Origin of the sequence: Actinoplanes sp. NPDC023936, from assembly GCF_040639325.1 — a bacterium.
Taxonomy (GTDB): Bacteria; Actinomycetota; Actinomycetes; order Mycobacteriales; family Micromonosporaceae; genus Actinoplanes.
Genome location: NZ_JBEZZR010000026.1, coordinates 36,595 through 56,940, shown reverse-complemented (window position 1 = coordinate 56,940; position 20,346 = coordinate 36,595). Strand labels below are relative to the sequence as shown.

At 70.9% G+C, this 20,346-nt stretch carries 23 protein-coding genes; 13 read left to right on the top strand and 10 right to left on the bottom strand.

Going from position 1 to position 20,346, the window contains the following annotated elements:
* Nucleotides 1-2: 2 nt before the first annotated feature.
* Complete coding sequence (locus AB0F72_RS28320) at nucleotides 3-1,517, bottom strand: DUF1800 domain-containing protein (RefSeq protein WP_360436965.1); 1,515 nt, start codon at nucleotides 1,515-1,517, stop codon at nucleotides 3-5.
* 116 nt (nucleotides 1,518-1,633) lie between these two features.
* Between AB0F72_RS28320 and AB0F72_RS28315 the strand changes: the two genes are divergently transcribed.
* Nucleotides 1,634-2,683, top strand: coding sequence for an ROK family protein (locus tag AB0F72_RS28315; protein WP_360436962.1), 1,050 nt, complete (start codon nucleotides 1,634-1,636; stop codon nucleotides 2,681-2,683).
* A gap of 31 nt (nucleotides 2,684-2,714) precedes the next feature.
* Here AB0F72_RS28315 and AB0F72_RS28310 read toward each other — a convergent pair whose 3' ends face one another.
* Together AB0F72_RS28310 and zwf are read right to left on the bottom strand one after the other, a co-directional pair.
* Nucleotides 2,715-3,062, bottom strand: coding sequence for an STAS domain-containing protein (locus tag AB0F72_RS28310; protein ID WP_360436959.1), 348 nt, complete (start codon nucleotides 3,060-3,062; stop codon nucleotides 2,715-2,717).
* Nucleotides 3,063-3,165: 103 nt separating this feature from the next.
* Nucleotides 3,166-4,659, bottom strand: a complete 1,494-nt coding sequence (gene zwf, locus AB0F72_RS28305; RefSeq protein ID WP_360436956.1) for a glucose-6-phosphate dehydrogenase — start codon at nucleotides 4,657-4,659, stop codon at nucleotides 3,166-3,168.
* Nucleotides 4,660-4,811: 152 nt separating this feature from the next.
* Here zwf and AB0F72_RS28300 point away from each other — a divergent pair, with 152 nt between their 5' ends.
* Complete coding sequence (locus AB0F72_RS28300; protein WP_360436953.1) at nucleotides 4,812-5,750, top strand: exopolyphosphatase; 939 nt, start codon at nucleotides 4,812-4,814, stop codon at nucleotides 5,748-5,750.
* A gap of 189 nt (nucleotides 5,751-5,939) precedes the next feature.
* Here the strand turns inward: AB0F72_RS28300 and AB0F72_RS28295 are convergent, their stop codons facing one another.
* Nucleotides 5,940-6,785, bottom strand: coding sequence for a DUF1775 domain-containing protein (locus AB0F72_RS28295; protein WP_360436950.1), 846 nt, complete (start codon nucleotides 6,783-6,785; stop codon nucleotides 5,940-5,942).
* Nucleotides 6,786-6,886: 101 nt separating this feature from the next.
* On the opposite strand from AB0F72_RS28295, the gene AB0F72_RS28290 reads away from it, so the two are divergent.
* Together AB0F72_RS28290 and AB0F72_RS28285 are read left to right on the top strand one after the other, a co-directional pair.
* Nucleotides 6,887-7,096 (top strand): RNA-binding S4 domain-containing protein, encoded by a 210-nt coding sequence (locus AB0F72_RS28290; protein ID WP_360436947.1) that lies wholly within the window; start codon nucleotides 6,887-6,889, stop codon nucleotides 7,094-7,096.
* 86 nt (nucleotides 7,097-7,182) lie between these two features.
* Nucleotides 7,183-8,064 (top strand): hypothetical protein, encoded by an 882-nt coding sequence (locus AB0F72_RS28285; protein WP_360436944.1) that lies wholly within the window; start codon nucleotides 7,183-7,185, stop codon nucleotides 8,062-8,064.
* Nucleotides 8,065-8,163: 99 nt separating this feature from the next.
* Here AB0F72_RS28285 and AB0F72_RS28280 read toward each other — a convergent pair whose 3' ends face one another.
* The 5 genes from AB0F72_RS28280 to AB0F72_RS28260 form a co-directional block, all read right to left on the bottom strand.
* The gene (locus tag AB0F72_RS28280; protein WP_360436941.1) at nucleotides 8,164-8,298 is read right to left on the bottom strand and encodes a hypothetical protein; all 135 of its coding nucleotides are present in this window, start codon (nucleotides 8,296-8,298) and stop codon (nucleotides 8,164-8,166) included.
* Nucleotides 8,295-8,498 carry a hypothetical protein gene (locus tag AB0F72_RS28275; protein ID WP_360436938.1) on the bottom strand — a complete coding sequence of 68 codons (204 nt, stop codon included), beginning with the start codon at nucleotides 8,496-8,498 and terminating at the stop codon, nucleotides 8,295-8,297. Before AB0F72_RS28275 ends, AB0F72_RS28280 begins: the two co-directional genes overlap by 4 nt.
* Before the next feature lie 54 nt (nucleotides 8,499-8,552).
* Nucleotides 8,553-8,894, bottom strand: a complete 342-nt coding sequence (locus AB0F72_RS28270) for a hypothetical protein (RefSeq protein ID WP_360436935.1) — start codon at nucleotides 8,892-8,894, stop codon at nucleotides 8,553-8,555.
* The gene (locus AB0F72_RS28265; RefSeq protein ID WP_014445316.1) at nucleotides 8,891-9,160 is read right to left on the bottom strand and encodes a hypothetical protein; all 270 of its coding nucleotides are present in this window, start codon (nucleotides 9,158-9,160) and stop codon (nucleotides 8,891-8,893) included. The genes AB0F72_RS28270 and AB0F72_RS28265 overlap by 4 nt, the downstream gene beginning before the upstream one ends.
* A 119-nt stretch (nucleotides 9,161-9,279) precedes the next feature.
* Nucleotides 9,280-9,648: an FKBP-type peptidyl-prolyl cis-trans isomerase gene (locus AB0F72_RS28260; RefSeq protein WP_360436930.1), complete on the bottom strand. Its 369-nt coding sequence runs from the start codon at nucleotides 9,646-9,648 to the stop codon at nucleotides 9,280-9,282.
* A 138-nt stretch (nucleotides 9,649-9,786) separates the two neighbouring features.
* On the opposite strand from AB0F72_RS28260, the gene AB0F72_RS28255 reads away from it, so the two are divergent.
* The 5 genes from AB0F72_RS28255 to AB0F72_RS28235 all read left to right on the top strand — a co-directional run bounded on the left by AB0F72_RS28255 (nucleotide 9,787) and on the right by AB0F72_RS28235 (nucleotide 13,855).
* A complete protein-coding gene (locus AB0F72_RS28255) occupies nucleotides 9,787-10,704 on the top strand; it encodes a lytic polysaccharide monooxygenase (protein ID WP_360436927.1) in 918 nt (305 codons plus the stop codon).
* Between the two features lie 84 nt (nucleotides 10,705-10,788).
* The gene (locus AB0F72_RS28250) at nucleotides 10,789-11,064 is read left to right on the top strand and encodes a hypothetical protein (protein ID WP_360436924.1); all 276 of its coding nucleotides are present in this window, start codon (nucleotides 10,789-10,791) and stop codon (nucleotides 11,062-11,064) included.
* A 22-nt stretch (nucleotides 11,065-11,086) separates the two neighbouring features.
* A complete protein-coding gene (locus AB0F72_RS28245) occupies nucleotides 11,087-12,478 on the top strand; it encodes a DUF4331 domain-containing protein (protein WP_360436921.1) in 1,392 nt (463 codons plus the stop codon).
* Nucleotides 12,475-12,843, top strand: a complete 369-nt coding sequence (locus AB0F72_RS28240) for a phospholipase (protein ID WP_360436918.1) — start codon at nucleotides 12,475-12,477, stop codon at nucleotides 12,841-12,843. The genes AB0F72_RS28245 and AB0F72_RS28240 overlap by 4 nt, the downstream gene beginning before the upstream one ends.
* A gap of 10 nt (nucleotides 12,844-12,853) precedes the next feature.
* Nucleotides 12,854-13,855, top strand: coding sequence for an AraC family transcriptional regulator (locus tag AB0F72_RS28235; RefSeq protein ID WP_360436915.1), 1,002 nt, complete (start codon nucleotides 12,854-12,856; stop codon nucleotides 13,853-13,855).
* A 55-nt stretch (nucleotides 13,856-13,910) separates the two neighbouring features.
* Here the strand turns inward: AB0F72_RS28235 and glgC are convergent, their stop codons facing one another.
* Nucleotides 13,911-15,143 (bottom strand): glucose-1-phosphate adenylyltransferase, encoded by a 1,233-nt coding sequence (gene glgC / locus AB0F72_RS28230; protein WP_360436912.1) that lies wholly within the window; start codon nucleotides 15,141-15,143, stop codon nucleotides 13,911-13,913.
* Between the two features lie 154 nt (nucleotides 15,144-15,297).
* On the opposite strand from glgC, the gene glgA reads away from it, so the two are divergent.
* From glgA to AB0F72_RS28210, 4 genes are all read left to right on the top strand, one after another.
* Nucleotides 15,298-16,497: a glycogen synthase gene (glgA, locus tag AB0F72_RS28225; protein WP_360436909.1), complete on the top strand. Its 1,200-nt coding sequence runs from the start codon at nucleotides 15,298-15,300 to the stop codon at nucleotides 16,495-16,497.
* Nucleotides 16,497-18,116 (top strand): family 10 glycosylhydrolase, encoded by a 1,620-nt coding sequence (locus tag AB0F72_RS28220; RefSeq protein WP_360436906.1) that lies wholly within the window; start codon nucleotides 16,497-16,499, stop codon nucleotides 18,114-18,116. The genes glgA and AB0F72_RS28220 overlap by 1 nt, the downstream gene beginning before the upstream one ends.
* Before the next feature lie 10 nt (nucleotides 18,117-18,126).
* Nucleotides 18,127-19,395, top strand: coding sequence for an alpha/beta fold hydrolase (locus AB0F72_RS28215; protein ID WP_360436903.1), 1,269 nt, complete (start codon nucleotides 18,127-18,129; stop codon nucleotides 19,393-19,395).
* Nucleotides 19,396-19,598: 203 nt separating this feature from the next.
* Complete coding sequence (locus tag AB0F72_RS28210) at nucleotides 19,599-20,090, top strand: hypothetical protein (protein ID WP_360436900.1); 492 nt, start codon at nucleotides 19,599-19,601, stop codon at nucleotides 20,088-20,090.
* Nucleotides 20,091-20,346 lie beyond the last annotated feature (256 nt).

Sequence of the window (20,346 nt, the reverse complement as noted above, 5' to 3'; positions counted from 1 at the left end):
GATCACCTCAGCTGGAACGACGGCGAGTCGAGGACGAGCGCGATCAGGTACGGCGCGGCGCCGGCGAGCGACTTGTCCTTGCTGTTCAGCGGAGTGTTCGGCAGTTTCGACGCGACACTGAGCACGGCGGCGGTGTGCGCGGCCGGCAGCCTCGTCCCGATCAGGCGGGTGGCCAGCGCGTCGACGAGCGCGCCGTACGTGGCCGGCAGCACCGGGACCAGTGATCTCAGCAGGTCGGCCGGACGGGTGAGCTGCTTCGGGTACCAGCCGGTCGCGAGGTTCAGGTGCAGGTTGCACCGCTGAACGAAACCGGACGGCGACGCCCAGGCCGCCGCGACGTCCGGGAAGCCGTTCGGCGGGCTCCAGCGGAACGGCGCGTTGCCGGCGTCGACCATCTCGTTGTAGAGCGCGTCGAGCGCCGCGGTGCCGCCGCTCTCCGGCTGCAGGCCGAGCAGGCGGATCGTGGCGATCATGTCCTCGAACGGCGTGCGGGTCTTCTGCCCGGTGGCGGCGGCGAACTCGGCCGAGGTGAAGAGCGCGCGCAGCACCGGCACGATAGCGGTGTCGTTCTTCAGGTAGACGTCGGCCAGCTTGGTGACCAGCGACGCGGGCGCCTGGTCGGCGACGAACCGGAGGCAGAGCTTCTCCGCGATCCGGGTGGCGGTGGCGCGGTGCCGGGCCAGGTGGTCGATGAAGGCGAGGGCGGCGGACTCGCCGTCGGCCTTCGCGTTGGCGTGCCGGAAACCGAGGATGTCGACGGCGCCGGTGGCGTGCTCCGCGGCGTCGTAGACGTATCCGCCGGACGCGCCCACGGTCATGCCGGTGAGCAGCCGGGACGCCGCCTTCACGTCGGCCTCGGAGTATTCGAGGCCGACCGTGTGCAGCTCCATCAGCTCACGGGCGTAGTTCTCGTTCGGGTGCGCCTTCGTCGACGACCGCTGGTCCAGGTAGGTGAGCATGGCCGGGTGCCGGGCGCTGGCCTTGAGCAGGTCCGCGTACGTGCCGAGGGCGTGCTTGCGGATCACCCGGACGTCGTAGTCCGCGCGGGTGTCCCAGACGCCGCTGGACGGGGCCGCGATGTGCAGGTGGTTGGCCCAGAACATCACGACCGACTCGAAGAGCTGCCGGTTGCTCCACGCGGCGCGGGCGATCGCGGCCCGGCCCAGCTGGCCGAACGCCTCGTAGGAGTGGGTCTTCACGGCGGCCCGGACCGCCGCCGGGGTGGCGCCGGCCAGCGGGAGGCGGCGCAGCACCGTGTCGCAGACCGGGTCGGCGATCGCCGCCGGGTCGAGCTGCCGGTCCAGCCAGCCCGTGACGCCGAGCTTGCGCGCCTGCGCCAGATCCGCCGGGGTGGCGCCGAACGTGGCGCGGCGCAGCAGGTGGGCGACCGGGTCCCGGTCCAGCAGCGCCGTCGTGGCCGTCGTGGCCGTCGTGGGCGCGGCCTGGGCCGGCGTCTCGACGAGAAGCGCGGCGGGCGCGGCGGCGGCAGCGGCGAGCAGGGTACGGCGGCTGGTCATGCCAGACGGTTCGGCCCGCACTTGAGGATTCCGCGCCGGCGCACCGATGACTAACGGCTCCGCAATCCGTCTGCACCCGTGTCCTCCGGCGGGCCCCACGTCGTAGGCTCAAGCCCGTGGATCGAGCTGAAACGGTACGGACCCCGTCCTCCTGGGTCGTCGTCGGGCTGGACAACGGCGGCACCTGCAACAACGCCACGGTTCTCGACGCGACCGGGCAGTTCCTCGTCAGCAATCTCGTGGAGAACCCGAGCCGGGTTCTGGAGGGGCCGGAGTCCGCCGTCGAAGCTCTGGCCGAGGCGTTCACCGGCATCCTGGAGCTGACCAGCACCCCGTTCTCGCTGGTGCGGGCGGTCGGGCTGGACACCCCCGGCCCGGCCAGCGCCAACGGGGTCATCTCGTCGAAGGGCGGCACCAACTTCAACATGGCGGCCTGGCACGGCTTCGACATCCGCAGCGCCCTGGAGAAGCGGCTCGGCTTGTCCGTTATCTACCATAATGACGCTAATGCGGCGGCGCTCTATGCCCATCACCGGCATTTCGGTACCGAAGCGCTGGGGAAGAGCTCGGTCTCCGCGATCGTCGGCACCGGCCTCGGCGGCGGGGTCGTCGAGAACGGCAAGGTGATCCGGGGCGCGGCCGGGATGGCGGGCGAGCTCGGCCACGTCCAGATCCCGCTGCACGGCGTCCTCGAGGACGGCCAGCCGGTGCCGGCGTGCAACTGCGGATTCGACGGTGACGTGGAGAGCATCGCGTCGCTGACCGGCATCAAGAAGAACCTGCTGCCGTACTGGCTGACCCGGTTCCCGGACCACCCGCTGGCCGGCGAGCCGATCGAGCGGGCCGCGAAACTGCTCCGTGGCTACGGGGAGAAGGACGATCCGCTCGCGATCGCCGTCTTCAGCCAGCAGGCCAGGGCGATCGGCAAGCTGTTCACCATCGCCGCCAACTTCACCGACCCGGACGCGTACTTCCTGGGCGGCGGCGTGGTCGAGGCCGCGCCGCACTTCCGCCAGTGGTTCCTCAACACGGTCCGGGAGAACACCCAGCTGCGCGACGAGCAGGCCCAGGCGGCGACCTTCGCCCTGGTCCCCGACCTGGACATGGCCGGCGCCCGGGGCGCGGCGGTGGCGGCCCTCGACGCCGTGGCCGCCGGCGCCCGATAGCCGGCGCGGCTCCTCCTTCAGCACGGCCCCGCTAGCCGGCCGGGGGCTCGTCCTTCAGGGCGGTCGCCACGTCCGGGAACATCGGGAGGTACTCGGTCAGGCCGAGCGTGTCGAAGAGACGCCGCAGGAAGCCGGACGGGGCGGCGAGCCGGACCCAGCCGCCCCGCTCGGTGGCCCGGCCGTGCGCCGTGACCAGCACGCCGACGCCCATCGAGTCACAGAAGTCCAGGCCGGACACGTCGACCACGACGCGCGGCGCCGGGCGTTCGACGAGGCGGCCGAGGTTGGCCTTGAGAGCGGGCGCGGTGTCGATGTCGAGGGATCCGCGCAGGACGAGCACGGCCGTGTTCGGTGGATGATGGGCGACCGAGACCTGCATATGTGTGACTTTCGTGAACGGGGCCGGGGCGGGCTCGCGGGGATCGAGACTGATGACCACCCTATGCGAGCCCACCTCCGGTTGCTCGTTTGACGCGTCCGGGTCAGGCGACGTTTCGCCACTTGCGGCCGTTACGGCCGATCAGACGGTCGGCGTCGGTCGGACCCCACGAGGCGGCCTCGTAGGTCGGGATCGGCGACCGGTCCTTCGCCCAGTGCTCGATGATCGGGTCGACGACCCGCCAGGACTGCTGCACCTCGTCGCTGCGGATGAAGAGCGACGCGTCGCCGATCAACGCGTCCAGGAGCAGCCGCTCGTACGCCTCCGGGGACTCCTCGACGAACGTGTTCTCGTACGAGAAGTCCATCGACGCGGTCCGCACCCGGAATGAGTGACCCGGCACCTTGGCGCCGAACCGCAGCGAGATGCCCTCGTTCGGCTGGATGCGCAGGACCAGCGCGTCCGCGTCCAGCTCGGTGAGCTGGCTGGTCGGGATCGGCAGGTGCGGCGGCCGCTGGAACTGCAGAGCCACCTCGGTGACCCGGGCCGGCAGGCGCTTGCCGGTACGCACGTAGAACGGGACCCCGGCCCAGCGCCAGTTGTCCACGTTGAGCCGCATCGCCGCGTAGGTCTCGGTGCGCGACAGCGGGTCGACGCCGACCTCCTCGCGGTAACCGGCCATCAGCTCCTCGCGGGTGCCGCCGCGGGTGTACTGGCCGCGGACCGCCGCGTCGGCGATGTCCCGGTCGGTGGGCAGCCGGATCGCCTGGAGCAGCTTCACCTTCTCGTTGCGCAGGTTCTCCCCCTCGAACGAGACCGGCGGCTCCATCAGCGCGAGCGCGAGGACCTGGAGCACGTGGTTCTGCACGATGTCGCGCATCGCGCCGGCGTGCTCGTAGAAGCCGCCGCGGGTGCCGACGCCGAGGGTCTCGGCCACCGTGATCTGCACGTGGTCGACCCAGGACCGGTCCCAGATCGGCTGGAAGATCGAGTTGGCGAACCGGAGCGCGAGCACGTTCTGGACGGTGTCCTTGCCCAGGTAGTGATCGATGCGGAAGACCTGCGACTCCTCGAACGCCTGGTGCACGACGGCGTCGAGCTCGCGGGCCGTCGCCAGGTCCCGCCCGTACGGCTTCTCGATGACCAGGCGGGAGAAGGTGTTCTCCGACTCCTGGTTCAGACCGGCGCCGGCCAGGCCGCAGATGACCGGCTCGAACGCGCCGGCCGGGGTGGAGAGGTAGAACAAACGGTTCCCGGACGTGCCACGCTGCGCGTCCAATTCGTCGAGCACCTCGGCGAGGCGCTTGAAGGTCTCCGGGTCGTCGTAGCCACCCGCGACGTAGCGGATGCCACCCTTCAGCTGGCGCTTCTCGGCCAGGCTGCGGCCACCCAGCGCGCTGTCCGCGAACTGCTCGTCGCTCATCGGCGTCCGGGCGACGCCGACCAGGGCGAACTGGTCGGGAAGGCGGTTGTGCCGGGCGAGGCTCTCGACGGCCGGGAGCAGCTTACGGCGGGTCAGGTCACCCGAAGCGCCGAAGATCACCAGCGTGGCTGGCGGGGCGCTGCGCTCCTGGATGAGCTGAGGTGCGTGGTCCATGGTCTGCGTGTCCTCCGACCGGGTCGTTACCGTCCGTTCGACCTTACGGCGCGGCAGGCTCCGGTGGTTCACATCCATACCGCGATGCGACCAGGGCCATACCGAAAAAAGTGGCAAACTGGGCGCAAAGGTCTGGCATCCGAGGGGGACCCGTGAAGTACCGGCTCGTAACCCGCAGCGACTTCGACGGTCTGGTCTGCGCCGTGTTACTGCGGCTGCTGGACCTCATCGACGACATCAAGTTCGTGCACCCCAAGGACGTGCAGGACGGCGTCGAGGAGATCACCGACCGGGACATCCTGACCAACCTGCCGTACGCGCCGGGCGCGCACATGGTCTTCGACCATCACCACTCGGAGACGCTGCGCAACGAGGGCAACCTGCCGAACCACGTGATCGACCCGAACGCGCCCTCGGCCGCCCGGGTGATCTACGAGCACTTCGGTGGCAAGGAGCGGTTCCCGGGAGTCTCCGACGACCTGATGCGAGCCGTCGACCAGGCCGACTCGGCGAACTACACGCTCACCGACATCCTCAGCCCGACCGGCTGGACGCTGCTGAACTTCCTGATGGACAGCCGGACCGGGCTCGGCCGGTTCCGCAATTTCCGGATCTCCAACTACCAGCTGATGATGAAGCTCATCGACGCCTGCATCGAGCACCAGGACGTGCACGAGATCCTGGCCCTGCCGGACGTCTCGGAGCGGGCCCAGCTCTTCCACGACTGCTCGGCCCGGTTCGTCGAGCAGCTGCACCGGGTCTGCCGGCTCGACGGCGACGTGGTCATCGTCGACCTGCGCAACGAGGAGACCATCGAGGCCGGCAACCGCTTCATGGTGTACGCGCTCTTCCCGGAGGCCCGCGTCTCGGTGCACATCATCTGGGGCCGGCAGAAGCTCAACACCGTCTTCGCCTGCGGCAAGTCGATCCTCGACCGCGGCTCCCCGGTCGACATCGGCGAGGTGATGCTGCGGTACGGCGGCGGCGGGCACATCGCGGCCGGCACCTGCCAGGTCCCGCACGACGAGGCGGACCGGGTGGAGCGCGAGATCATCGACGCGCTGCGCACCGAGCGGGTCGTGCCGGTCTGACGTCCGGGATGAACAGGACGGCGGGTGAAATAGGGCGGGCGGGTTTCCCCGCCCGCCCTGCGCGCGGATCACGGGCCTTGCCCGGGGCCCCACCCGCCGGTCGTGGCTCACGCCCCACGCGCTCGCCACGACGTCCTCACGCCCACCCGCGTGAGGTTCCCGCTCGCAGGCTCGGCCTGCGTCGGAGTCTCAGCCTTTGAAGGCCCACTTGCTCACGCCGGCCGCGACCGGCTCCTTGCCGGCGTCGGCCGGCTCCGCCTCGTTCTCGTCGGGCTCCTCGCCGCCCGGCTCCTCCTCGGCGCGATGCCGGTCCCGGACGTCATCGGGACGGCGCCGGTTGCGCAGGAACGCCCAGCCCGCGCCGGCCAGGGCCAGCGCCGCGACCACCCAGCCGGCGATCGACATCACCGACGGGCCGTTGCTGGAGTTGAGGATCTCGTCGAACGCGGCCTGTTCCGCGGGCGACAGGCCGGCCGTCTGATCCGTGCCGGTCGCGCCGCCGCTCGTGCCGCCGTGGTGACCGGTCGTGGCCGGGCCGCCGGACGGCGTCAGCGTCAGCGCGGCGGGCGGCATGGCCGGCGCCGCCGAGCCGTCGGCGTACCGGGCGTCGACAGTGAAGCCCATCGAGCTCAGGGTCGGCAGTGGTCCCACCGCGACGGTCAGGTCGGCGGACTTCCCGGGCGCGATGGCCGTGCCGTTCACCGCCATCCAGGTGATCGCGCTCGGCACCTGGTCGACAGGCGTCGCGCCGTGGATCTGCTCGATCGGCCGGCTCAGCTTCTGCCAGTCGATCTTCGGAGCCCAGTCGTCCACGGAGAGCGGATAGACCTCGGCGATCGGCGTGTCCGCCGGGATCCGCAGCGTCACCTCGGTGATCGGCGCCTTGCCGTCGTTGGTGACGTGGAAGGTCAGATTGGCTCCACTGCCCTGCGGCGCGCTCGCCGGGCTCACCGTCACATCAGCCGCGGCCGGGCCGGCCGCGACGAACACGGCGGCAGCGGAAACCGCGGTCAGCACGCCCGCACGGCGGGCCATCCCCAGATGCCTCACGACATGTAGTTCGGATCACCGGCCCGGATGGTTCAACGACGGCCCGGAAGTTTTCGAGATCCTGGCTCATACCCGATGATGGGCGGATGCGAGACGTTTCCATCGGCGGCGACATGATCCGGCTGGGCCAGTTCCTCAAACTGGCGGACCTCATCGACACCGGCGGCGAGGGCAAGATCCTTGTCGCCTCCGGCGACGTGGCCGTGAACGGCGAGGTGGACACCCGCCGGGGCCGCCAGCTGCACCCCGGCGACGTCGTCGAGGTGCAGGGCCGCAGCGCGCGGGTGGCTGCCTAGGGGCGCTGCGCGGAACGAGAACCCCCGATCAGGCGAAAACCGAATGCGGACGGAACCGGCGTGACGGCCGTCTCGTCGTACCGGTCATGACCCGAACCCGCGGCCTCCTGACCGCCGCCGCCATCCCCATGCTCCTGCTGGGCGCCTGCGCCCGGCCCGGCGCCGCCGGTGAGGCCGGCTCACCGGGCCCGGTGACCGAGAGCCCGGTGACCGAGAGTGCCGCCGTGCCCGCCGACGACGTGGTGCTGCGTGTGCACCACCGCGGCGGTTTCGTCCCCCCGCAGCTGCTGGCCGGCCGGCTGCCGCTGGTCAGCGTCTACGCCGACGGCCGGGTGATCACCGAGGGGCCGACCACGCTGATCTATCCCGGCCCGGCGCTGCCCAACCTGCAGGTCAGCCGGATCTCCCCGCAGCAGGTCGAGCAATTGGCGGCGGAAGCGGAGAAGGCGGGCGTGCGGACCGGCGCCGACTTCGGCACACCGAATGTCGCGGACGTCCCGAGCACGGTTGTCACGGTCGTCACCGGGTACGGCACGCAGACCGTCGACGTGGTCGCCCTGAACGAGGCGCAGCCGGACGACAGCGCGCTGACCGCCGAGAACCGGGCGGACCGCACGAAGCTGAAGGCGTTCGTCGACAAGCTGACCGGTCTGGGCGGGACCGGCACGGAGCCGTACCGGCCGGCGGGGCTCGCCGCGATCGCCCAGCCGTGGACCGACCCGGGTGACGGCCTCAGCGGCGAGCCTGTCGCGTGGCCCGGCCCGCAGCTCCCGGGGGAGGCGCTGAACAAGGCCGCCGGGATCCACTGCGTGGCCGTCTCCGGCGCGCAGAAGGACGCAGTCTGGGCCGCCGCCGGCGAGGCGAGTCAGCGGACGTCGTGGACGTCCGGCGGCAAGCAGTGGTCGGTGCTGTTCCGCCCGCTGCTGCCCGACGAGTCCGGGTGCGCGTCGCTGCGGAGCGCCGAGTGAGCCCGTTCGGCGAGGAGTTCGACGAGTTCCCCGGAGCCGGCTTCCGCTCCGGGGCGGAGCCGATGCCGGCCCGGCCACGCCGCTGCCGGGCCCGGACCGTCATCCCGCGCGGGCGCCGACGCCCCCGCCGCTGACCGTCGCGCCGGTCGTGCCGCCGGTCGTGCCGCCGGTCGTGCCGCTGGTCGTGCCGCTGGTCGTGCCGCTGGTCGTGCCCTTGGCCGTGCCGCCGGTCATCCGACGTGATTGACGACGCCCGCGCGGACGCCGGTGGAGGCCGGTGCGGCCTGCGGCGCCGCCGGGTGGCGGGACGGCAGCCGGTCACGCGGGTGCTCGGGGAGCACCGGAGCGTCCACCAGATGCGCCTGTATGAACGCCTCGGCCAGCTTGTCGCCGTGGACCTTCAGGGGTTCCTCGGTGTGATGTTCTTCTGCCATGGGCTCATGATCGACCCATCCGGTTGCATCGGGGCCGGTTTGGACCAAGCCCTGCTACGCCGCGTGGCCGCTCTGGGCCGCGTGGGCGATGGCCCGGCGCAGCACCGCGACCGACACCGTGAGGTCGCCGGCCATGTCGGTCAGGCCCAGCTCGATCCACTCGCGGACCAGCTGGGAGTAGGGCACCCCGGCCTGGTCGGCGGCGGCCCGGACGCGCTGGGCGAGCGCCGGCGGGACCCGGACACCGAGCGGCACCATCGGCTCGGTCTCCGGGACCGGGGGCAGGGACACCCGGGCCGTCTCGTCGTAGGTGACGGCGCCGGCGGCGAAGGCGGCCGCCGCCGCGCCGAGCTGATCGTCGGAGTACTGCTCACCGGAGTGCTGCTGCCTGCTCATGACGCCTCCCAAGCCTCGAACCGCGCCAGTTCGTCCGGTGTCATCTCCCGGGCGCCGATGATCTGCTGCTGGTGCCCGCCGAGAAGACGGACCGCGACGACCAGGGGCCGGCCGGACTCGGTCCGCCCGCTGATCGTCAGGAAGTGCACCCCCGCGCTCTCCGCGGCGAGCGGAAGCCGCTGCTTGGCGGAGAGCACCTGGGTCACTTCCCACGTCTCGACGTTGCGCAGGGCAGCCAGTGCCGCTGTCAGCCACTCGTACCCCACCCACCCAGCGTAAAACGTTCGTCAGACAGCGTCGAGGCCCGGTCGGTCGAACCGGCCGGGCCCCGCGGACGAACTGGACGAGCGGCAGAGCTGGACGAGCGGCAGAGCTGGACGAGCTGTCAGTGAACCTCGAGCAGGTCCACCACGAAGATCAGGGTCTCGTTCGGCTTGATCGCGCCGGCCGCGCCGCGGGCTCCGTAACCCATGTGCGGCGGGATGACGAGCCGGCGGCGGCCGCCGACCTTCATGCCGGCGACACCCTCGTCCCAGCCCTGGATGACCTGCTGGCCACCGACCCGGAAGCCGAAGGCCTCGCCGCGGTTGTAGGAGGCGTCGAACTCCTTGCCCGTGGACTGGGCGACGCCGACGTAGTGGACGCTGACGAAATCGCCGGCCTTCGCCTCCTGGCCGTCACCCTCGACGATGTCCTCGATCAGCAGCTCGCTGGCGGGGGAGTCGGGGATGGGGCCGACGTCAGGCTTGTTCATGAATCCTCCAGAATTTCTTACCGGACATCGGCCATGCAATCACAGCTTCTCGCCCGCTGAACGAGCGGTGCCCGAAGTACGTACCTCCGGGTGGCCGGGAACCGCCCGGCTGTGCCGCCGCGTGTCCAGGAGTGCTCCGTGTTCGTCCGCCGTCTCGCCGTCGCCGGTCTCGTCGCCGCCGCCGCGGTGCCCGCCGTTCCCGCCGCCGCGCTCGCGCATGGCGCGCCGGTCACGCCGATCAGCCGGACCGCCGCCTGCGGCGGCAACGGCAGCAAGACCGGTGCGGCGGCCTGCGTCGCGGCGCGCAAGGCCACCGGGGGACGATTGGGGGCGTACGACAATCTGCGGCTCGCGCGCGTGAACGGCGAGGACCGCGCGCGGGTGCCCGACGGGGAGCTCTGCAGCGCCGGGATCGCCCTGTACCGGGGCCTCGACCTGGCCCGCGACGACTTCCCGGCGACCGAGGTGACGTCCGGCCAGCGGCTCGCCGTCTCGTATCGGGGGACCATTCCGCACCGGGGCAGCTTCCGGATCTACCTGACCGGGGCGGGTTATCACCCTGCCGAGAGGCTGACCTGGGACGACCTGGGCGCGAAGCCGCTCGCCGAGATCACCGACCCGCCGCTGACCGACGGCGCGTACCGGATGCGGGTGACGCTGCCCCAGCGGACCGGGCGGCACATCCTCTACGTGGTGTGGGAGACGTCGAGCACACCGGACACGTACTACTCCTGCTCGGATCTGGTGTTCCCGGCGCCGGCGGTGACGAAGGCGGCCGTCCCGGGAAAGCCGTCGCCGTCGAAGAGCGCGGACGTGGCGGAGCCGGTGGCCGAGGAGACCCCCGCGGAGAGCGCCGAGGAGGCCGCCGCCGAGAGCATCGAGGAGACCCCCGTGTCGCCGGAGCCGTCGGACACGCCGGCCCTCGCCGCGATCGAGGCGAGCGACGACGGGACGATCACTCTCGGACACTGGCTGATTGTGGGAGCGCTCACAACAGCCGCCCTGGTCACCGCCGGTGCGGGCGTCACCCGGATGCGCCGCCGCAAAAACGGTTGAACCGCCGCTGTGTGGATCTCGTACTGACGGGCGTCGACGATGCACCGCCCGTCCGGCCCCCCAAGTGACGACGAAAGGCCCAGCATGAGTCGTGTTCGTTACCGCGCACAGACCCGCGGGTGGCTGTCCCGCCGCCGGGTCCTCGCCCTCGCCGCGACAGGCGTCGGCGTCTCCGCCGTTTCCATCACCGGCCTGAGCCTGGCCGGCGAGAACGGCGACGCGAAGAACGACGGCCAGCCACTGGTGCTCTCCCTGCGCGACGCGGCCGAGGGAACGTTCGACGTGTTCTCCGGTGACAAGAAGGTCACCATCACCGACAGGAAGCTCGCCGCCCGCCTGCTCAAGGCCACCGGCCGCTAACGGACACGAGGAGAACACCGACATGTCTTCCCACCGCGAAGCGCCGGAGATCAGCAAGGACCCGGTGGCCGACAGTTCCGACCTGTACGCCTTCGTCAGCCCCGACGACCCGGACACCGTCACGCTCATCGCGAACTACGTGCCGCTACAACTCCCGGCGAGCGGCCCGAACTTCTTCGAGTTCGGCGACGACGTGCTCTACGAGATCCACATCGACGCGAACGGCGACGCCCGCCCCGACGTCACGTACCAGTTCCGGTTCCGGACCGAGCTGCGCAACGACCGGACGTTCCTCTACAACACCGGCCCGATCGAGTCGCTGGACAGCGAGAACTGGAACCGGCGGCAGTTCTACTCGGTCACCAAAGTCGACGCGCAGGGCAAGAGCACGGTCCTCGCGAAGAGCCTGCCCTGTCCGCCCTGCAACGTCGGCCCGCTCTCCATCCCCGACTACGAGAAGCTCGCCGAGGACGCGGTGCACACGCTGAAGACCGGCGAGAAGGTCTTCGCCGGCCAGCGGGCCGACGCGTTCTTCGTCGACCTCGGCGCGATCTTCGACCTGGGCACGCTGCGCCCGTTCCAGGACAAGCACCTGGTCGGGCAGAACCTGTTCAACTACGCCGGCAAGGCGGTCAACGCCACCGACAAGACGAACGTGCACAGCATCGCGATCCAGGTGCCGCTGCACATGGTCCGCCGGGACGGCAAGAAGCGGGTACGCGGACGCGACGCCGGAGCGGTCATCGGGGTGTGGACGTCGGCGAGCCGCCGTCAGGTGGAGGTGCGCGGCAACTCCGACGGCGCCGACGTGGTGGTCGGGCCGCAGGTGCAGGTGTCGCGGCTGGGCAACCCGCTGTTCAACGAGGTGATCGTCCCGATGGCGGAGAAGGACAGGTGGAACAGCCTGCCGCCGAGCGAGGACAAGCGGTTCGCCGGGTTCGTCGCCACCCCGGAGCTCGGCGCGCTGCTGCCGGCGCTCTACCCGGGCCTCTTCGACAACCTGGCCGCGCTGAACAAGACCAAGGAGCCGCGCGCCGACCTGCTGGCGATCCTGCTCACCGGCATCCCGGACGGCCTGATCGACGGCTTCCAGAACAACACCGGCGCGTTGCAGGCGGACATGCTGCGGCTGAACACGGCGATCCCGCCGGCGAAGAAGGAGAACAAGTTCGGCGTGGTCGGCGGCGACCTGGCCGGCTTCCCGAACGGCCGGCGCATCGCCGACGACGTGGTCTCGATCTCGCTGCGCGCCATCGCCGGCGCCACGGTGCCACTGGTGAACCCGGACTTCGAGCCGGACGCCGCGGCCGCCGCGGTGGAGCAGGGCCTGAGCATCAAGGACGCCAGCGCCGGGCTGCTGAAGAAGTTTCCCTTCCTGGGCACCCCCTTCGACGGATTCGGAAACCCCTCGTGAGCCACACGCACTCCCACGACCACCACCACACGCTGGCACCCTCCGGGCAGGGCACGGTGATGCTGAACATCGGCGGCGGCATCGGCGCGCTGATCATCTACACGCCGGGCCGGCTGCACGGCCACGAGATCGAGGTGAGCCCGGCGGCGACGCCGGGCGAGCGGACCCACGCGGCGGTCCGGGCCCGGTACGTCCGGGGCGGTGTCACGTTCTGCGTGGTCCTCGACGCCCTGCCGCAGGGCCGGTACCTGATCTGGCAGGCGGGTGACGAGCCGCTCGCCGAGATCGAGGTACGCGGTGGCGCGGTCGCCGAGTTCACCTGGCCCGCCACCGCTGTCCCCGGCCGGACGCTGCTTTCCGTCTAGTCTGGACGCCATGGCGAGCGGCCCCGTCACCCCGGGGGCGGACACCCCGGTCCACGTCGCCCTGCGCACCACCGACGTGGACGAGGCGCGGGCGTTCTGCCGCCGGCTCTACTACGGCCCGTTGCGGATCGAGCCGGTCGGCGACCCGGCCCGCCTGGAGTTCAGCGCGGACGTGGTGCTGCTCGGCCCGATCACCATCGGCGAGGTGGGGTACGGGACGGACATCCGGATGTCGATCGGCGCGCTGGAGACGTCGTACCACGTGCTGCTGCCGGTCACCGGGATGCTGCGGTCCCGGCACCGGGGCGCGGTGGTCTACGCCGACCCCACCCGCGCCGCCGTCTACCGCCCGAGCGGCGCCATCGAGCTGGACTGGCCGGGCACCTGCCGGCTGATCAGCGTCAAGGTGGAGCGGGGCGCGCTGGAACGGGAGCTGGACGCCGGCCTGGACCAGCGGGTCATCTCGCCGATGCCGCTCGGGGCCAGCTTCGACCTGGTCGACGGTCCCGGGCGGACCTGGGCGGCGCTGGTCCGGCTGCTGCTCAGCGAGCTGCGCGGACCGGACGCGCTGGCCAGCCAGCCACGGATGGCGGCCCGCTGGCGGGACATGGTGGTCAGCGGGCTGGCGCTGAGCGTCGAGCATCCGTACGGGCAGGAGCCGGCCGGGCTGCAGGGCCCGTACCGGCCGCGGACCGTGAAACGGGCGCTCGACGTGATGCACGCCGAGCCGTGGCGGCCGTACACGATCCGGGACCTGGCGACAGTGGCCGGCGTCGGGGTGCGGGTGCTGCAGGAGTCGTTCCGGCAGCACGTCGGGATGCCGCCGCTGACCTACCTGCGGCGGCTGCGGCTGGACGGGGTGCACGCCGAGCTGTCCCGTTCCGATCCGGGGCAGGCAAGCGTCAGCGAGGTCGCGTACCGGTGGGGGTTCACCCATCTCGGCCGGTTCGCCGGCGCCTACCGGGAGCGGTTCGGCGTCTCCCCGTCACACACCCTGCGGCACCGGGGATAGGCAGGCGCCCGCGGGGCGACGCCCGGCGGGCGCGAGGCCCGTCAATGGGGTGATGTCACAGCTCGACGCGCTGGCCCTTGCCGATGACGACCACGCCGTTGTCGCTGACCGTGTAGAGCTTGCGGTCCCGGTCCAGGTCGACGCCGATCTGGGCGCCCTCGGGGATCACCACGTTCTTGTCGATGATCGCGTTGCGGATCACCGCGCGGCGGCCCACCGACACCCCCTCCATGATCACGGCGCCGTCCACATGGGCCCACGAGTTGACCCGCACGTTCGGCGAGATCACCGAGCGCTCGACGAGCGCGCCGGAGACGACCACGCCGGGGGAGATCATCGAGTCGATGGCGCGGCCCTGGCGGTCGTCGTACCCATGCACGAATTTGGCCGGGGGCCACGAGCCGTAGTTCGTGAAGATCGGCCACTCGTGGTTGTAGAGGTTGAAGATCGGCAGGGTGGCGATCAGGTCCATGTGGGCCTCGTAGAACGAGTCCAGCGTTCCCACGTCACGCCAGTAACCGCGGTCGCGATCCGTGCTGCCCGGCACGTCGTTGTCGCGGAAGTCGTAGACGTTCGCCTCGCCGCGCTCCACCAGCATCGGGATGATGTTGCCGCCCATGTCGTGCTTGCTGTCCGGGTTCTGCGCGTCGGCGGAGACCGCCTCGCAGAGCGCGCGGGTGGTGAAGACGTAGTTGCCCATCGAGGCGTAGACCTCGTGGGGCGAGTCGGGCAGGCCGGTCGCGTCGCGCGGCTTCTCCCGGAACGCCTTGATCCGCTTGCCGTCCTCGGCCACGTCGATCACGCCGAACTGGTCGGCCATCGAGAGCGGCTGCCGGATGCCGGCGACCGTCACCGAGGCGCCCGAGGCGATGTGGTCGTTGACCATCTGCTTCGGGTCCATCCGGTAGATGTGGTCGGCGCCGAAGACGATCACGTAGTCCGGAGCCTCGTCGTTGATCAGGTTGAGGCTCTGGTAGATCGCGTCGGCCGAGCCGGCGAACCAGCGCGGGCCGAGCCGCTGCTGGGCCGGGACCGGCGTCACGTAGTTGCCGAGGAGCGTGGACATCCGCCAGGTCTTGGAGATGTGCCGGTCCAGCGAGTGCGACTTGTACTGCGTCAGAACAACGATCTTGAGATACCCCGCGTTCGCGAGGTTGGACAACACGAAATCGATCATGCGGTAGATGCCGCCGAACGGCACGCCGGGTTTGGCCCGGTCCGCCGTCAAGGGCATCAGGCGCTTGCCTTCCCCACCAGCCAGAACGATCGCAAGCACCTTGACAGCCATGGGAAGGACGCTAGTGTTCCGGCTGCCCGTCCGCCACCCGAAGGGGTGGTTCGAAATATCTTGCTTGGCCTGTCATGGTCTTGCGATCCGTGGTGTGCTCGAGCCTACCGGTCGGCAGGGTCACTGATCGCACCGGCCAGCTATCCTGCGACTCGTGACCCGACGACTGCGCGCCGACCTGATCACCCGTGAGTACCCGCCGGAGGTGTACGGCGGCGCCGGGGTGCATCTGGAGTACCTGAGCCGTGACCTGCGGCGCCTCGCCGACGTGCGGGTGCACTGCTTCGGCGCGCCCCGCGACGAGCCCGGCGTCACCGCGTACCCGGAGATCGCCGAGCTGGCCGGGGCGAACGCGGCCCTGCGCACCATGGGTGTGAACCTCGCGATGGCGAACGGCGCGGCCGGCGCCGACGTGGTGCACAGCCACACCTGGTACGCCAACTTCGCCGGGCACACCGCGAAACTGCTGCACGGCATCCCGCACGTGATGACCACGCACAGCCTGGAGCCGCTGCGCCCGTGGAAGGCCGAGCAGCTCGGCGGTGGATACGCGCTCTCCTCGTTCTGCGAGCGGACCGCCGCGGAGAACGCCGACGCGATCATCGCGGTCTCCGGCGGGATGCGACGGGACGTGCTCCGGGCGTACCCGTCGGTGGATCCCGACAAGATCCGTGTGGTCTACAACGGCATCGACACCGAGCTGTACTCGCCGGACCACGGGACCGATGTCGTGGACCGGCTCGGCATCGACCGCAACCGGCCCAGCGTCGTCTTCGTCGGCCGGATCACCCGGCAGAAAGGCCTGCCGTACCTGATGCGGGCCTGTCACGACCTGCCCGCCGAGGCGCAGATCATCCTGCTCGCCGGCGCGCCGGACACCCCGGAGATCGCTGCCGAGGTCGCCGAGCTGGCGCGCGACCTGCGTGAGGCCCGGGACCCGCAGGGCGTGATCTGGGTACAGGAGATGCTGCCCAAGCAGGAGGTGATCCAGGTGCTCACCCACGCGACGGTCTTCGTCTGCCCGTCGATCTACGAGCCGATGGGCATCGTGAACCTGGAGGCGATGGCCTGCGAGACCGCCGTGGTGGCCACCGCGACCGGCGGGATCCCCGAGGTGGTCACGGACGGCGAGACCGGCCTGCTGGTGCCGATCGAGCAGGTCCAGGACGGTACGGGCACGCCGGTGCACCCGGAGAAGTTCGTGACCGACCTGTCCGCGGCGCTGACCCGCGTGCTCCGCGACCCGCAGCTCGCCGAGACGATGGGCAAGGCCGGCCGCCGCCGTGCGGTGGACCACTTCAGCTGGACGCGGATCGCCGAGGACACGCTCGAGGTCTATCGTTCGGTGCTCTGATGGCCCGCCACTCCGTGTTACGCCGCCCCCCGCTGCGCCTCGCCCTGCTGCTCGCCGTGGTGCTGTTCACCGTCGGCGTCCTCGGCGTCGGCCTGGTCCGGGCCGCCCTCTACTCGCCGCTCGCCACGGACGCCGTCGCCGGCGATCCGGTGCCGGTGGTGGCCGCGCCGGCGCCGACGTCGGACGGCCGCTGCGGCACCGTGCCGGTGAAAGCCCCGCGTGAGCTGCGCGGGATGTGGCTCACCACGGTCTACAACATCGACTTCCCGTCGAAGCCGGGCCTTTCCGAGGCGCAGGTGAAGGCGGAGTACCTGGGGTGGCTCGACCTCGCCGCCGCGCAGAACCACAACGCGATCTTCGTGCACGTCCGGCCGAGCGGCGACGCGTTCTGGAAGTCCGCGTACGCGCCGTGGTCGAACTGGCTGACCGGCAAGCTGGACGGCAGCGATCCCGGCTGGGACCCGATGGCGTTCATGGTCGAGCAGGCGCACGCGCGCAACCTGGAGTTCCACGCCTGGTTCAACCCGTACCGGGGGACCCAGCCGGCGCCCAGCGGCGCCGGCACCGACCTGGCGAAACTGGCCCCGAACCATCCGCTGCGCGCGCATCCGGACTGGCGGATCGCCTATCCCACGGGGAAGACCGGGCGGCTCTACTTCGATCCGGGCAATCCGGAGGCGCGGCGGTTCGTCGAGGACGCGATGCTGGAGGCCGTCACGAAGTACGACATCGACGGCGTGCACTTCGATGACTTCTTCTACCCGTACCCGGAGAAGGGCGAGGACTTCCCCGATGACGCCTCGTACGCGAAGCACGGCGGCGGGAAGTCCCGGGCCGACTGGCGCCGGGCGAACGTCGACACGCTGGTCCGGGAGATGCACGAGCGCATCGCCGCGGTGAAACCCTGGGTGAAGTTCGGGATCAGCCCGTTCGGCATCTGGCGCAACGGCGGCGAGGGCTCCGACACCAACGGCCTGGAGAGCTACGACGCCATCTACGCCGACACCCGCAAGTGGGTACGCGAGGGCTGGCTGGACTACATCGTGCCGCAGCTCTACTGGACGATCGGGTTCGGCAAGGCCGACTACGCGAAGGTGCTGCCCTGGTGGGCGAAGACCGTCAAGGGCACCGGCGTGCAGCTCTACATCGGGATGGCCGACTACCGGGTCGGCGAGGACGGCGACTGGAGCGACCCCGCCGAGCTGGACCGGCAGATGCGGCTCAACGACCGGTACGGCGTGCAGGGGCAGGTCCACTACAGCGCCAAGATGATCCGGGAGAACAAGCTCGGCTCGGTCACCCGGTACCGGAACGCGCACTACGCGACGCCGGCGCTGCAGCCCCGGATGGAACGGCTGCCGTCCGCGCCACCCGCCGCGCCACGCCTGGTCGCGGCGAAACGCGAGGGGAACGGGCAGCTCCGGTTCGAGGCGGCCGCCGACGGGGTGAGCTGGGCGCTCTACCGGAGCGGCGACCTCGTCGCCACCGGGCGGGCCGGCACCCCGGTGGTCGACCCGTCGCCGCCGGCGGGCGGCGCGGCGTACTGCCTGTCGGCGTTGGACCGGTCCGGGAACGAGAGCCCGATCAGTGCTCCGCTCACGGTGGCCGCGGGGCCTTAAGGTGGGCCGGGTGATCGCTCATCCGGGACTCCTTTTCACCGACCACACCGTCACCGTGCCGCTCGACCACCGGCGGCCCGGTGTCGCCGGGATCGAGGTCTTCGCGCGGGAGGTCGTCGCCGCCGACCGGGCCGGCGACGATCTGCCGTGGCTGCTCTACCTGGAGGGCGGTCCCGGTGGCCGGGCGCCCCGGCCGCTGCGCGCGGACTCCTGGCTGGCCCGGGCGGTGCGGACCCATCGCGTGCTGCTGATGGACCAGCGGGGGACCGGGCGGAGCACCCCGATCACCGCGCGGACCGTGCGGGACATGCCGGCCGACCGGCTCGCGGCGTTCCTCAAGCTGTTCCGGGCGGACAGCATCGTGGCCGACGCCGAAATCCTGCGGGAACGGGTGGCCGGTGGGTCGAAGTGGGACACCCTCGGGCAGAGCTATGGCGGGTTCATCACGATGGCCTATCTGTCGGGGGCGCCGCAGGGGCTGCGGACCTGTTATGTGACGGGCGGGCTGCCGGGGCTGTCCGTCACGGCTGATGAGGTCTATGCGCGTACCTATCCCCGGGTCGCCGCCAAGAACGCGGAGTTCTACCGGGCCTTCCCGGAGGACGCCGGGCTGGTGCGGCGGCTCGCTGATCACCTGTCCGAGAATGTGGTGCTGCTGCCGGACGGAGATCGGCTGACGGCTCGGCGGTTGCGGGTGCTGGGCAGCGTTTTCGGGATGAGTTATGGGTACGCTCAGGTGCACTGGTTGCTGGAGCAGGCGTGGCTGAGCAGCAGCAAATCCGACATTTCGGATTTGTTTATGTATGACGTGATGAAGCTGACCGGGTTCGTCGACGCGCCGATCTTTGCCCTGCAGGAGTTCACCTATGGGCAGGGGGCGACGCCGACGGGCTGGGCCGCCGCCCGTGCCATCACGAAATATCCGGACTTCGCGGACGGTGCCGAGCCGCTGTTGTTCACCGGCGAGATGATGTACCCCTGGATGTTCCAGGAGATCGCCGCCCTCCGCCCGTTCGCCGGCGCCGCCGACCTGCTCGCCGCCGAAGACGACTGGCCGATCCTGTACGACACCGCCCGTCTCGCCGCCAACGAGGTCCCGGTCCTGGCCGCCGTCTACGCCGACGACATGTACGTGGACGCCGGCCTCTCGATGCGAACGGCGGCCGAGGTCGGGAACGTGCGCACCTGGCTGACCAGCGAGCACGAGCATGACGGGCTGCGTACCTCGGGTGACGCGGTGCTCGGCCACCTCTTCGCGATGGCCGCCGGCCTGCGTTAGCCCGGCCGCCGGCCTGCATTAGCCCGGCCGCCGGCCTGCGTTAGCCCGGCCGCCGGCCTGCGTTAGCCCGGCCGCCGGCCCGCGGCCGTGCCGGTGCGCGGGTCGTTGCTGGCGCCGCCCGCCACGCCGCTGCGACATCTTCGCCCGAAATGTCCTATTCTCTAGGGGTAAATCAGGCACTATGCACCCCTGGGGGATCTTTCATGTCTCGTCTTCTGTGCTTCGGGGCCGCTGCCGTCTCCGTGGCCTGCCTCGCCACGCCCGCCGCGGCGGCGCCGCCTACCACGATGGACTGCAGCATCCAGACCCGCAGCGGCCACTACGTGACAGCCGTCGACGGCGGCGGCCGGGCGGCTGACGTGGTGCGCACCGATGCCACCACGGTCGGCCCCACCGAGCGGTTCCAGCTCATCGCGCTGACCGCCACCACGTTCGCGGTCCGCACCGCGAACAAGAACTACATCAGCGTCGTCGGTGGCGGCGGCCGCACGGCCGACGTGATCCGCTCGAACGCGACGACCGTAGGCGCCAACGAGAAACTGGCGGTCGTGCCGATCGCCGACGGCTGGGCCGCCATCCGCACCCCGAGCGGCAACTACCTGACGGCCGTCGGTGGCGGTGGCCGTCGCGCGGAGGTGGTCCGCTCCGACGCCACGAAGATCGGTCCGGACGAGCGCTTCAAGTTCAACTGCTGACCGCCCCGCGGTGACCAGCGCTGAGCGCCAGCCGGTCCAGCTGGCGCTCAGCGCTGCCGCCCGAGTCCTGAGACCCGGCTGGTCCAGCTGGCGCTGAGTGCTGCCGCCGGAGTGCTGAGGCCCGGCTGGTCCGGCTGGCGCTGAACGCTGACCCCGCTGGCTAATTAAGAAAGTCCCGCTGCCAGCAGATATTCGGCCCCGCGCCCCGCGTGCCCCGCCACCCCGCGCTGGCGTCCTGCGGCTGGCATCTCGCACA

Coding starts and splice junctions, on each gene's coding strand:
- AB0F72_RS28320 (WP_360436965.1), bottom strand. CDS start 1,517: ATGACCAGCCGCCGTACCCTGCTCGCCGCTGCCGCCGCCGCGCCCGCC.
- AB0F72_RS28310 (WP_360436959.1), bottom strand. CDS start 3,062: ATGCAGGTCTCGGTCGCCCATCATCCACCGAACACGGCCGTGCTCGTC.
- zwf (WP_360436956.1), bottom strand. CDS start 4,659: ATGGACCACGCACCTCAGCTCATCCAGGAGCGCAGCGCCCCGCCAGCC.
- AB0F72_RS28295 (WP_360436950.1), bottom strand. CDS start 6,785: ATGGCCCGCCGTGCGGGCGTGCTGACCGCGGTTTCCGCTGCCGCCGTG.
- AB0F72_RS28290 (WP_360436947.1), top strand. CDS start 6,887: ATGCGAGACGTTTCCATCGGCGGCGACATGATCCGGCTGGGCCAGTTC.
- AB0F72_RS28285 (WP_360436944.1), top strand. CDS start 7,183: ATGACCCGAACCCGCGGCCTCCTGACCGCCGCCGCCATCCCCATGCTC.
- AB0F72_RS28280 (WP_360436941.1), bottom strand. CDS start 8,298: ATGACCGGCGGCACGGCCAAGGGCACGACCAGCGGCACGACCAGCGGC.
- AB0F72_RS28275 (WP_360436938.1), bottom strand. CDS start 8,498: ATGGCAGAAGAACATCACACCGAGGAACCCCTGAAGGTCCACGGCGAC.
- AB0F72_RS28270 (WP_360436935.1), bottom strand. CDS start 8,894: ATGAGCAGGCAGCAGCACTCCGGTGAGCAGTACTCCGACGATCAGCTC.
- AB0F72_RS28260 (WP_360436930.1), bottom strand. CDS start 9,648: ATGAACAAGCCTGACGTCGGCCCCATCCCCGACTCCCCCGCCAGCGAG.
- AB0F72_RS28250 (WP_360436924.1), top strand. CDS start 10,789: ATGAGTCGTGTTCGTTACCGCGCACAGACCCGCGGGTGGCTGTCCCGC.
- AB0F72_RS28245 (WP_360436921.1), top strand. CDS start 11,087: ATGTCTTCCCACCGCGAAGCGCCGGAGATCAGCAAGGACCCGGTGGCC.
- AB0F72_RS28235 (WP_360436915.1), top strand. CDS start 12,854: ATGGCGAGCGGCCCCGTCACCCCGGGGGCGGACACCCCGGTCCACGTC.
- glgC (WP_360436912.1), bottom strand. CDS start 15,143: ATGGCTGTCAAGGTGCTTGCGATCGTTCTGGCTGGTGGGGAAGGCAAG.
- AB0F72_RS28220 (WP_360436906.1), top strand. CDS start 16,497: ATGGCCCGCCACTCCGTGTTACGCCGCCCCCCGCTGCGCCTCGCCCTG.
- AB0F72_RS28210 (WP_360436900.1), top strand. CDS start 19,599: ATGTCTCGTCTTCTGTGCTTCGGGGCCGCTGCCGTCTCCGTGGCCTGC.